Annotated in this window: 9 protein-coding genes and 1 pseudogene; 6 read left to right on the forward strand and 4 right to left on the reverse strand. The window is 65.3% G+C overall.

What is annotated here, in order from left to right:
• Position 1: 1 nt before the first annotated feature.
• A complete protein-coding gene (locus tag I6F16_RS16855) occupies positions 2–1138 on the reverse strand; it encodes an ABC transporter permease (RefSeq protein WP_225111936.1) in 1137 nt (378 codons plus the stop codon).
• 177 nt (positions 1139–1315) lie between these two features.
• On the opposite strand from I6F16_RS16855, the gene I6F16_RS16860 reads away from it, so the two are divergent.
• Together I6F16_RS16860 and I6F16_RS16865 are read left to right on the forward strand one after the other, a co-directional pair.
• The gene (locus I6F16_RS16860) at positions 1316–1588 is read left to right on the forward strand and encodes a hypothetical protein (RefSeq protein WP_225173875.1); all 273 of its coding nucleotides are present in this window, start codon (positions 1316–1318) and stop codon (positions 1586–1588) included.
• Positions 1589–2077, forward strand: a complete 489-nt coding sequence (locus I6F16_RS16865; protein ID WP_225111938.1) for a phage holin family protein — start codon at positions 1589–1591, stop codon at positions 2075–2077. It begins immediately after the preceding gene.
• 9 nt (positions 2078–2086) lie between these two features.
• Here I6F16_RS16865 and I6F16_RS16870 read toward each other — a convergent pair whose 3' ends face one another.
• Together I6F16_RS16870 and I6F16_RS16875 are read right to left on the reverse strand one after the other, a co-directional pair.
• The gene (locus tag I6F16_RS16870) at positions 2087–4780 is read right to left on the reverse strand and encodes a bifunctional acetate--CoA ligase family protein/GNAT family N-acetyltransferase (RefSeq protein ID WP_225111939.1); all 2694 of its coding nucleotides are present in this window, start codon (positions 4778–4780) and stop codon (positions 2087–2089) included.
• A gap of 64 nt (positions 4781–4844) precedes the next feature.
• Positions 4845–5677, reverse strand: a pseudogene (locus I6F16_RS16875) (universal stress protein).
• 178 nt (positions 5678–5855) lie between these two features.
• On the opposite strand from I6F16_RS16875, the gene I6F16_RS16880 reads away from it, so the two are divergent.
• From I6F16_RS16880 to I6F16_RS16890, 3 genes are read left to right on the forward strand one after another with little or no spacing between them, the layout of a single operon-like run.
• Positions 5856–6839: a zinc-dependent alcohol dehydrogenase family protein gene (locus I6F16_RS16880; protein ID WP_225111941.1), complete on the forward strand. Its 984-nt coding sequence runs from the start codon at positions 5856–5858 to the stop codon at positions 6837–6839.
• Between the two features lie 23 nt (positions 6840–6862).
• Positions 6863–8401 (forward strand): bifunctional aminoglycoside phosphotransferase/ATP-binding protein, encoded by a 1539-nt coding sequence (locus I6F16_RS16885; protein ID WP_225112034.1) that lies wholly within the window; start codon positions 6863–6865, stop codon positions 8399–8401.
• Positions 8401–9387, forward strand: coding sequence for a CHAD domain-containing protein (locus tag I6F16_RS16890; protein WP_225111942.1), 987 nt, complete (start codon positions 8401–8403; stop codon positions 9385–9387). The genes I6F16_RS16885 and I6F16_RS16890 overlap by 1 nt, the downstream gene beginning before the upstream one ends.
• On the opposite strand, the gene I6F16_RS16895 is transcribed toward I6F16_RS16890, so the two are convergent.
• A complete protein-coding gene (locus I6F16_RS16895; RefSeq protein WP_225111943.1) occupies positions 9384–11210 on the reverse strand; it encodes an alpha/beta fold hydrolase in 1827 nt (608 codons plus the stop codon). The two genes, I6F16_RS16890 and I6F16_RS16895, sit on opposite strands and share 4 nt — an antisense overlap.
• Positions 11211–11416: 206 nt before the next feature.
• Between I6F16_RS16895 and I6F16_RS16900 the strand changes: the two genes are divergently transcribed.
• The gene (locus I6F16_RS16900) at positions 11417–12145 is read left to right on the forward strand and encodes a CBS domain-containing protein (RefSeq protein WP_225173876.1); all 729 of its coding nucleotides are present in this window, start codon (positions 11417–11419) and stop codon (positions 12143–12145) included.
• Positions 12146–12154 lie beyond the last annotated feature (9 nt).

Below are 12154 nucleotides of genomic sequence, written 5' to 3' on the forward strand. Positions count from 1 at the left end.
GTCACATTCCGATCGAGGCAAAGAAGATCGCGAACAGGCCGTCGAGCACGATCACCAGGAAGATCGATTTCACCACCGACGTCGTGGTCTGCCGCCCAAGCGACTCCGCGCTGCCCTTGACGCGCAATCCCTCGCTGCAGGCCACGATCCCGATCACCAGCGCCATGAACGGCGCCTTCAGAATGCCGACTTCGAAATGGGCGACGGAAATGGCCTCGTGCAGGCGCGCGATGTAGATCGCCGGCCCCATGTCGCCATAGAACTGCGCGACCAGCCCGCCGCCATAGAGCGCGGCGATCGATCCGATGAAAGTGAGGATGGGCAGCGCAACGACCAGGGCCGCAACGCGCGGCAGGATCAGGACGTCGACCGGATCGAGCCCCATGGTCGAGAGCGCGTCGATCTCCTCGCGCATCTTCATCGAGCCGAGCTCGGCCGTGTAGGCGCTCCCCGACCGTCCCGCGACCATGATGGCGACGATCAGCACGCCGAGCTCGCGCAGCACCAGGATGCCGACCATGTCGACCGTGTATGATTCCGCGCCGAATCTACGGAAGTGGAAGAAGCCCTGCTGCGCGATGATGGCGCCAATCAGGAAGGTGATCAGCGTGACGATGGGGATCGCCTGCCACCCGATGCGGTAGAGCTGATACACCAGAGAGGTCAGCCGCAGCGAACGCGGCCGGCGCAGCACGCCGATGACGGCCATGAACAAGGCGCCGAGCATCTGGAGGAAGATCGTGATGTCCTCCCGCGCCCCGACCGCGGACTTGCCGAGATCACCCAGCCGCGCCAGAACCGGATTGGGCGCGGCCGCCGGAGCCGGCGTGCGGCGGTTGACCTGGCGCACCTCGTCCATCAGCCCGCTGAAATGATCGGCGACGCCGACGAATTCGGCTGGCCTGCCTGACGAGGCGGCCCTGCGCGACAGCTTCTCCAGGACCCAGGCGCCGAGCGTATCGAGCGCGCTGATCCCCGACATGTCCAAGGATACGACGCGCGAACGATCGACGTCGGCCCCGACCGAGCGGGACAAGGTCTCGAGCGTCACCACGTTCGCGGCGGTCCAGGGCCCCTCGGGGCGCAATTTCAGCACGTCGCCGGACGGCGTCGCGTGCAGCAGCGGTTCGTGGTTCACGCTTTCCACCTCATCGGGACAATCGGTCCCCATTCAGCCGGCATTTCTAGGCCAGCATGTGGCGGCCGGATTGACCTGTCTCAAGACCCCGAACGGGCTCCGCCTCTTGACGCAAATCAAGCGCGATCGCACGGGCTGGTCTTAGGCTCGTTCGAATTTAATGAGGGCACCGAATCCATGCTCGACAGTGACAGGATGAGCGAGGAATTGCGCGCGCTGAAGGTCGACGTCACGCGCCTGTTGAGCACCGCCGGCGAGGAGATGTTCGAGAGCTCGAAAGCTCGCACCGAAGCGCTGGCCGATCAGATCAGGGCCGCACTCGCCGAGCTCGGCGAGACCGTCGAACAAGAGGGGGAGCTCCAGGGCCTCGTTGCGGAGCGTCCGGTCACTTCGCTCGCCTCCGCCTTCGCGCTGGGCGTGGTTGTTGGCTTCATGCTGAGGAGACACTAGGTGAATACCGAGAATGTCGTCAAACATCTGCGCGTGCTGTGGCGCACCGACAGGATCATCGCGGACATCAGGCTGCGCCACTTGCTGATCGGCCTCGGCCTGCGCGCCTTCGCGGCGCTGATCGCCGCGTTCGGGCTGCTGATGCTGGAGCTGTCGGCCTATTTCGCACTGGTGCAGATCTGGAGCGCGATTGCCGCGGCTGCCATCCTCGGTGCCGTCAATTTCGTCATTGCGGTCGCTCTCTTCCTGATCGCCGGCCGCGCTCCGTCGGGGCGTGACATCGAACTCGCCAACGAAATTCACGACACCTCCATCGAAGCCCTCCAGCTCGAGGCCCGTGCGCTCCAGGCCCAGGTGTCGGGCGCGGTGCACCACCCGCTGAGCACGATCGTGCCGGTGCTGCTGCCGCTGATCGCAATCATCATCAAGACTCTGCGGACGACGGCCAGGTCGTCCAATGATGCCAGTTCGGCCGAGGCGCAATCGTAGCCGACACGCTCAGAGCTTGAGCCTGACGTCGCAGATCTCAGGCTCGGCCGGGTCCGGCTTGACCTCGAAGCCGAGCTGCCGGCACATGTCGAGCATTACGGTATTCTCCTGCAGCACGTCGCCCGATATGGTCTTCAATCCTTCCGACCGCGCGTAGTCGATGATCAGCTGCATGAGGGCCCAGCCGAGTCCCCTGCCCTTGAGGTCGGACCGCAGCAGGATCGCGTATTCGCCGGTCTCGTAGATCGAGTCGGAATGGAGCCGGACCACGCCGACCATTTCGCCGCTGGCCTCCTCGAATGCGATGAAGGCCATCGCGCGCGCATAGTCGAGCTGGGTCAGGCGTGCGATGAATTCGTGGGTGAACTCCTTCATCGGGGCGAAGAAGCGCAGGCGAAGGTCGTGCGCCGTGACGTGACGCAGGAATTCGTGGATGGTCGGCTCGTCCTCGGGGCGCATGGGCCGCACGAAGATGCGCCAGTCCTCCTTGAGCTTGAGGCGGCGCTCCCATTGCGATGGATAGGCGCGAACGGCGAAATTGGCCGGGCCGGAGCCGGCGAACTTCCGCTGTGGCGGCCCGACCGCGACGCGGGCATCCACCGCGGTCACGCCGGTTTCGTCGGCCAGCAGCGGGTTGATGTCGAATTCGCGGATCTCGGGAATGTCGGCCGCCATCTGCGCCAGCTTGACCAGCACCATGGCGACGGCGTCGTGCTTCACCGCCGGCACGTCCCGATAGGCCTTCAGCAGCCGCGACACGCGCGTGCGGTCGATCAGATCGCGGGCCAGTTGCAGATCGAGCGGCGGCAGCGCCAGCGCCTTGTCGTTGATGATCTCCACCGCCGTGCCGCCGCGGCCGAAAACCACCACCGTGCCGAAGGTCGGATCGTCGGCAAGGCCGAGGATCAGCTCGCGCGCCTTTGCCTTGACGACCATGGCTTGGACGATGACGCCGCCGATGCGCGCCTCGGGCCGCAGCTTCCGCGCTCGCGCAAGAATGTCCGTCGCCGCCGCACGGACGGCCTCCGGCGACGTCAGATTGAGCACGACGCCGCCGACGTCGGATTTGTGGGTGATGTCGCGCGACATGATCTTCAGCACGACGGTGCCGCCTTGCGCGAAGATGTCCTTTGCATAGGCTACCGCCTGCTCGACATCGGCTGCCGCACAGGTCGGCACCATCGCGATATCGTAGGCTTCGAGCAGGTGCTTGATCTCGACGGGTTCGAGCCACTGGCGGCCATCCGCGATCGCGGCGGTGACGATCTCTCTCGCCCCCCTCGCATCCGGAACGAACGTGTCGGGCATCGCGGGAGGCACCTGGGTCAGCTCCTCCACCACCTCGCGGTGCCGGACCAGATGCATGAAGCCGCGCACGGCGTCGTCCTCGGTCGGATAGTTCGGCACGCCGGCGCTGGAGAGTGCCTGGATGATGTGCTGATCGGCCCCGACCCAGGCCGCCAGCACGGGCTTTGCCCATCGCCGGTGCTGCTCGCGATACTTAGCCACGAGCTCCGTCACGGTCTTGGCGATCTCGGCGGCCGATGCGATCGCGGTCTGCACATTGAGGACGAGGACTGCGTCGTTGTCGCGATCGGCCAGCAGTTCCTCCAGCGCCGCTGCGTAGCGCGCAGCATCGGCGTCGCCCACGATGTCGACGGGGTTTGCACCCGACCAAGTCGGCGGCAGCGCCGCATCGAGCTTCCTGTGCGCATCAGTCGAGATCGTCGCCGGAATACCGCCGAGCTCGACCAATCGATCGACGGCGAGGACGCCGATGCCGCCGCCATTGGTCAGGATGGCGAGACGCTTTCCGGTCGGCGATTCGACGCGGCCGAGTGTCTCGGCACAGTCGAACAGCTCGCGCAGGTCGGACACCCGCAGCACGCCCGCGCGGCGGAACGCCGCGTCATAGACGGCGTCGGCACCGGCGAGCGCCCCGGTATGCGTCGCAGCGGCCTTCGCACCCTGCGCCATGCGGCCGGACTTCACCACGACGACGGGCTTCACCCGCGCGGCCGCGCGCGCCGCCGACATGAACTTGCGCGCGTCCTTGATCGCCTCGATGTAGAGCAGGATCGCGCGGGTCTTGTGATCCATCGCGAAATGGTCGAGCAGATCGGCAATGTCAACGTCGATCTGATCGCCGATCGAGACGATGCCGGAGAAGCCGACGCCGCGCTGCGCAGCCCAATCCACCATGCCGGCGGCAATGGCGCCCGATTGCGAGATCAGCGCGAGGTTGCCGGACCCCGGCATGTGCGCAGCGAAACTGGCATTCAGGCTGACGCCCGGCATCATGATGCCGAGGCAATTCGGCCCGATCAGCCGCATGCCGTGTTTGCGGGCGGCAGCGCGGGTCGCCTCGTGCAGCGATCCCGGTCCCTGGCCGAGCCCGGCCGAGACGATCAGCGCACCCGCAGACCCGCGACGGCCGGCCTGCTCGACGATGCCCGGAATCTCGCCCGCGGGCGCGGTGACGACGACGAGCTCGGGCACGAAGTCCAGCCTGTCCAGGCTCTTCACCGCGGCGAGGCCGCCGATCTCGGCGTGGCGCGGATTGACGAGGCCAAACCGCCCCTTGAATCCCGCTTTCCGAATGTTTTCCAGGACCGCGCGTCCAACGGACGCCGGACGCGCGCTCGCGCCGACGAGCGCAACCGAGCGCGGCGACAGCAGGTTGTTCAGACGATAAGTCGACATGAAAACAAATGCGCCGCGCCAGCGGCGGTTCCGATGATTGGACGATCCGGCTGGAAGAAGACGCCTAGTGCGAGATCATAACCCAGCATGGTGGCTGGCCGATGACGGTCTTTGTCACACCGCCCCATACGATCTCGTTCAGGCGCAATGATGGTAGGCGCCCATCACGACGGCATCGATGCCATGGGAATTCGCCCAGCTTCCCAATACTTTGCCGGTCGAGCGGCCGCCCCCCTTCGTGGTTTCGAACGAGGCAAAGACGCCGTGTTCCCGCAAATGGTCGACGAGTGATGTTCCGGACTGGACGACCGCGTCCGTCTTGTCCTCCGCCACGGTCAGCACACGCACCGAACTGGCAGCCTGAAGGACAGGCAACGCATCGCCGACCGCGCGCGCGGCCCGTGCCGAATGATCCCAGGCAATCACGACGTTCTCGAACTCGGGCCGGAGCTCTTCGGCGCGATGTTCGGGACAGAGCAGAAGCGGCCGGCCGGATTCGAACAACAACGCCTCCACGATGGTCTCCGTTCGACTGTCATGCGGTTTCACGGGAACCAGCGTGAGGTCGCTGAAGCGGGCGTGCTCGGCCAGGATCGCTCCGATCTGATCCGCAGGCACCTTGCCCGACCGGCTCTGGGCGCGGACGTTGGCGCAGCAAGCCGCATCGGTGAAGGCATTCAGCAGCTGCTGCATGTCGCTCGCCTCGAGGCTGGCCTGCGCGAATTCGCGATCGTCAGGCAGCATCACCTTCGGTCGCTCGAAAACATCTTCCTCGAGCGCGAGCGCGGTGATCCTGGCGCCGAGATCGGCGGCGACAGAAACGCATTTCTCGATCGCAACCAGGGCTGGCCCGCGCGGCTGGCCGACAAGGGGCAGAAACACATCCTTGATGGGCATCGGAATTCTCCTGAGCCACCATGATAGGCGGGCTGTCGTCGAGACCGTTGATCCGCGTCAAGACCGGGGGAAACTCCGTCCGATCAGCCCGGGAAACAGGCGTTGACTGACGTCAAGGACTGGCCACTCGGCCGTTCTATGAATAGTTCAGTCGGAGCGGTTCGCCCCGGAGACAGACATGCGTGCGATGGTGTTGCCGGCCCCACGAGCGCGGCTCCGGATGGAGGAGCGGTCCGACCCGATGCCGGGCGAGGGTCAGATCCGGGTGAAAATCAGCGCCTGCGGTGTATGTCGGACCGATCTTCATCTCGTCGATGCCGAGCTGCCCGGCATCCGCTATCCGATCGTGCCTGGCCACGAGATCGTCGGCCGGGTCGACCTCATCGGTGCGAATGTGACGACACATGCGCATGGTGACCGGGTCGGCATTCCCTGGCTCGGCTTCACCTGCGGAAAATGCCGCTTCTGCCGCGAGGGTATGGAAAACCTCTGTGATGCACCGCTGTTCACCGGCTACACGCGCGACGGCGGCTACGCGACCCACACCATCGCCGACGCACGTTACGCTTTTCCGCTCGGCGAGTCCGGCAGCGACGTGGAGATTGCGCCCCTGCTGTGCGCGGGGTTGATCGGCTGGCGCTCGCTGGTCCTGGCCGGCCCCGCCGAGAGGCTCGGTCTCTATGGCTTCGGCGCGGCCGGCCACATCATTGCGCAAGTCGCGGCTTGGCAGGGACGCTCCGTCCATGCATTCACGCGGGCCGGCGATGCCGCTGCGCAAGATCTTGCCCGCCGTCTCGGCGCTGTCTGGGCGGGGTCATCGGACCAGGTGCCCGACGAGCCGCTCGACGCCGCGATCATCTACGCGCCAGCCGGCGAGCTGGTCCCGGCGGCGTTGCGCGCCGTGCGCAAAGGCGGTCGCGTCGTCTGCGCCGGCATCCACATGACCGACATTCCAAGCTTTCCGTATGATTTGCTGTGGCAGGAACGGCAGCTGGTCTCGGTCGCCAATCTGACCCGGCAGGATGGCCTCGATTTTCTCAAGGTCGCGCCGCAAGCCGGCGTGCGCACCGAGACGACGGCGTTTCCGCTCGATCAGGCCAATGAGGTCCTGACCATGCTGCGGAATGGCCAGATCCTCGGCGCGGCCGTGCTGACGCCCTGATGGTGCTTGCCATGTCCGCTTCGATGAAGGATGACACGGCGGCTCAGGAGCGCATCTTTCGGATGCTGACCGACCATCCCGGCGTGATGCGCATCGACACGCATGCCGCCTCGGTGTTCCTGGACGCAAAGCGTGCGCTGAAGATCAAGCGCGCCGTCCGGTTTCCCTTCCTCGACTATTCGACGCTCGAAAAGCGCAAGGCGGCCTGCGAGGAGGAGATCCGGATCAACCGGCCCCTGGCGCCGCAGATCTACCATGGCGTTGTGGCGATCACGGAAGAGCCGGATGGATCGGTGAAGGTCGAGGGCGCCGGCCGGCCGATCGAGTATGCGGTCGACATGTCGCGCTTCGACGAAAGCAGGACGTTGGATCATCTGGCCGAGGCGGGACCGCTGGACGCGAAGCTTGCCTCGGCCGCCGCTGACGCAATCGCGGCTTCGCATGCGGCGGCGACGCGCGCCGACGGAAAGGCATGGGTCTCCTCCATTCCGGGCCTGATCGACGGCAACACGAATGGTCTGCGGGCCGGCGGCCATGTCGGCGCAGACGAAATCGAGCAACTCGGCAAGGCTTCGCATGCGGCCTATCTGCGTATTCGTCCCCTCCTCGCAGAGCGCGGCCGCCGGGGCTTCGTGCGCCGCTGCCACGGCGATCTGCATCTGGCAAACATCGTTCTGATCGATGATCGACCGGTGCTGTTCGACGCGATCGAGTTCGACGCGCAGATGGCGACGGTCGACGTGCTCTACGATCTCGCATTCACGCTGATGGACCTGTTGCAGCACCACCAGCCGAGCGCGGCAAACATGGTGCTGAACCGCTATCTCACTGCGACTCCGGCCGACAATCTCGACGCGCTCTCGACCTTGCCGCTGTTCATGTCGATCCGGGCGGCGATCCGCGCCCAGGTGGCGCTGGCGCGACTGAAACCGCCGCACTCCGACGATCCCGGCATCGTCGACCAGGCACGGCGTTATTTCGACCTCGCCGGGACGCTGATCCGTCCTCCTGCTCCGCGTCTGATTGCGGTCGGCGGACTGTCCGGCACCGGAAAGACCGCCCTGGCGCACGCGCTCGCGCCGGTCGTGGCACCGGAGCCGGGCGCCGTCGTGCTGCGCAGCGATCTCGTCCGCAAGCAGATGTTCGGGGTCGAAGACACCCACCGCTTGCCGCCTTCAGCCTATACGCCGGAGGTCACGGCCTGCGCCTATGACACGCTGGTGCAGCAGGCCCGGCGGGTGCTGGCGCAGGGCCATTCGGCGATCGTCGACGGCGTATTCGCGCGCGAGGACGAACGCGATGCGATCGCCGCGCTGGCGCGCGAGTGCAACGTGACGTTGGACGGGCTGTTCCTCGTCGCAGACCTTGCAACCCGGCAAGCGCGCATCGGCAGCCGCCGAGGAGACGCATCGGACGCCACGCCGGAGGTTGCCGCGCTGCAAGAGCACTATAATATCGGCCATGTCGGCTGGGCGACCATCGATGCATCCGGGACACAGGAGCAGACGCTTCAGAACTGCCGGAACGTCATCGCTGAGGGGCAAACAAGGCAATCAGACTGATGCGGGCAAGGAAGTCGCGACCCACCACGCGCTCGATAGCGACTGGGGAAGCCAAGCCGGCGACGCGGCGCAATGCGCTGCCCGCCCGCCTCAGCCCCGGCATGGCCTGCGACACGGCCTTCCGCATCATCGCCCGCCGACACCTCGGCGCGGTGATCGCTCAGCACGACGGCACCTGCCGCGGCGATCCGGATGCGCTGCACCAGATCCGGATCGCACTGACTCATCTGCGGACTGCCATCCGCTTCTTTTCACCGATGGTCGACGATGCGCTGCGACCGGAAGTCTGGGCCGAACTGAAATGGCTGAACAGTCAGCTCGGCATGGTGCGGGACCTCGACGTGGCCATCGAGCGGATCGTCGCAGAGAGTAGCGACGAGCTCGCCGTGGTCGCCGAGCTTCAGCGCTGGGACGAGAAACGCGCGGAGAGCCATCGGCTGCTGGCGCGTGCGCTGCAATCGGCGCGGTATCGCCGCCTGGTCGAGCAAACCTCGACGTGGATCGAAAGCGGCCCCTGGTCGACCCGCCGCAGCAAGGAAGCGATCCGGTTGCGCCGCTGCACCCTCGCCGACCATGCGACGGAGCGGCTGACCGAGTGGGAGACGACGCTGCTCAAGAAGGCCCGTAAGCTGAAGAAGCTCGATGTCGAGAGACGTCACAAGCTGCGGCTCCTCAACAAACGGATGACCTACTCGGTCGAGTCGCTTGCGGATCTGTTCGCCGATGGGGTGGCGACGAAACAGAAGTCCATCCTCAAGCAATTGCGCAAGGCACAACGCTCGCTCGGTCAATTGAACGACGATGCGCGCGGACAGGCACTGGCGGCCTCGTTGAATGGCGCCGCAATCGATGCCAGCCGTCGCTTCCTCAACCGCAAACGCGAGAAGAAGTTGTTGCGGAAGGCGTCAACGGCCTATCGCAAATTGGACAAGGCCAAACCGTTCCGCTCCTCGGATCTCACGCCGAGATCGGAGCCGGAGGCTTAGGTGTGGACGTAGTCCCCCGGCGCATCCGGCAGGCCGAGGGCGTCGCCAAGTCCGATCTGCGGCGGATCGCAGGGCGCGCCGGAACGTGCCGCCAGCCAAGTGGTCCATTCCGGCCACCATGAGCCCTCGAGGCGCGGGGCCAGCTTCAGCCATTCATCCGCACCGATATAGGGCGCATCGGCAGCCTTGGTCAGCACCTGATAAAAGTGGCCCTCCTCCTGCGGAGGCGCCACGACACCGGCATTGTGACCGCCGCTGGTCAACAGGAACGTTACGTCGGCATCGACCTGATAATGGATCTTGTAGACGGATCGCCAGGGCGCCACGTGATCGGCGAGCGTGCCGACCACGAACATCGGTGTGTGAATGTCGGACAGCGAGACGCTCCGGCATTCGACCCGATAGCGACCTTCCGCCAGATCGTCGTTCAGGAACAGCTTACGCAGATACTCCGAGTGCATGCGATAGGGTAGCCGCGTGGCGTCGGCATTCCAGGCCATCAGGTCGCTCGGTGGCGAGCCGTCGCCCATCAGATAATCACGCGAGAGCCGCGACCAGATCAGCTCGTTGGAGCGCAGGAGCTGGAACGCGCCCGCCATCTGTGTCGTGTCGAGATAACCGCGCTGCCACATCATGTCTTCGAGGAAGGCAACCTGGCTCTCGTTGATGAAGAGCGTCAGTTCGCCGGCCTCCGTGAAATCGGTTTGTGCGGCGAGAAGCGTGACGGTGCCGAGACGGCTATCGCCGTCCCGCGCCATGGCCGCCGCGGCAATCGACAGCAACGTCCCGCCAAGGCAATAGCCGAGCGCATGGATCTTCCGGCCCGGCACGATCTGCCCGATCATGTCCAGCGCGGCCATCACGCCCAGCTTGCGGTAGTCGTCGAAGGCAACATCCCGATCGTTCGCATCCGGATTGCGCCAGGAGATCGCGAAGACGGTGAAGCCCTGAGCGGTCAGGTATTTGACCAGGGAATTCTGCGGCGACAGATCGAGGATGTAGTACTTCATGATCCAGGCCGGCACGATCAGAATCGGCTCCGGCCGCACCTGCGCAGTCGTCGGATGGTACTGGATCAGCTCGATCAGGCTGTTGCGGTAGACGACCTTGCCGGGCGAAGCCGCCACCGTCTTGCCAACGACGAACTGATCCTCGCCGGCCAGCTTCGAGCCGGAGAGCAGGCGCATCAGGTCGCTGCACCAGTTCTGCCAGCCGAACACGAAGTTCTCCCCGCCGCTTTGGAACGCTTTTTCCAGCACCTGCGGATTGGTGGCGGCGAAGTTCGAGGGCGCCAGCATGTCGAGCATCTGGCGCATCGAGAACTCGACGATGCCCTCATTTGCGTGCGACACGCCGCGTATGCCGGTCGTGGCATCGTGCCACCAGCGCTCGGTGAGCAGAAACGCCTGCGCAAGCAGATTGAACGGCGCGGCTTCCCATTGCCGGTCCTTGAAGCGGCGATCCCGCGCCTGCGGCCGAATGACGGACCATGGTTCCTGCGATGTCGCGTGAGCGGCAGCTTCCAGGAAGCGGCCTGAGTCGCGGAAGATATTGCGGAAGAGCTCCATCTGGTGCTGAGGCGCCGCCGCAAGATGCGCGCCCCAGTCGAGCCAGGCGAGCGACAAGGCAACAGGCGAGATTCCGCCCGTGAACCGCGCCAGCATGGCATGAAACGCGCGATCGAGTGGATACGAATCCGTTGTTTGCGGGCAAGTGCATTCAGCCGGCGTGCCTGCGACCCTTTCGGAAATCCCGGCAGCCGGCCTGATAGCGGGAGCTTGCAGCGGCGCTTCGGCCCGCGGGAAGATCTTCACGACGCTCATGGCTCATTGTTCCTGCGGGCTTCTGTTCTACGCCTGCGGCAGGATATGGCGACGCTTCCAGTGCGCGTTGAGCTGCATCAAATCGCGGCACGGATCAAAATCGGTCAATCAAGGCAAGCTTTCTCCGCTTGACCTGAGTCAAACCGCACCCCGATGGATTCACTAGGCTTTGTCCATTGAAATTGACATGCCAGCGGAGTTTGTCCATGCGCGCCCACCAGATCATGACCCGGTCGGTCATCTCGGTCACCCCCGACACCAGCATCGTCGAGGCGGCCAATATCATGCTGAAGCGACATGTGAGCGGCCTCACGGTGGTCGACGCTACCGGCAAGCTGGTCGGCGTGGTGTCGGAGGGAGATTTCATCCGCCGCAGCGAGATCGGCATCGGGCGCAAGCGCGGGCGCTGGCTGCGGTTCATCCTCGGTCCGGGCAAATCCGCCAGCGACTTCGTCCATGAGCACGGCCGCAAGGTCTCGGAAGTGATGACCGACCTGCCCGTGACCATCACCGAGGATATGGCGCTTGCGGAGATCGTCGATCTCATGGAGCGGAACAACGTGAAGCGGCTGCCGGTGGTGCGCGGCGACAAGGTCGTCGGAATCGTGTCCCGCGCCAACCTGTTACAGGCCGTGGCCGGGCTCGCCCGCGAAGTGCCGGATCCGACCGCGGACGACGACCACATTCGCAGCCGCGTCATCGACACCATGGAGAAGAACGACTGGTGCCCGTTCGGGCTGAACGTCATCGTGCGCGACGGTATCGTTCATCTCAGCGGCGTCATCACCGAAGAGCGCGCTCGACAGGCCGCGATCGTCGCCGCAGAGAACGTCGAGGGCGTGAAGAAGGTGCACGATCATCTCTGCTGGGTCGACACCATATCCGGCGTCTATCTCAACTCGCCCGAAGACGACGAGCTCGCCAAAGCGAGCTGATCGCCGCGG

The sequence above is a fragment of the Bradyrhizobium sp. IC4060 genome, from assembly GCF_020193715.1.
Taxonomy (GTDB): domain Bacteria; phylum Pseudomonadota; class Alphaproteobacteria; order Rhizobiales; family Xanthobacteraceae; genus Bradyrhizobium; species Bradyrhizobium yuanmingense.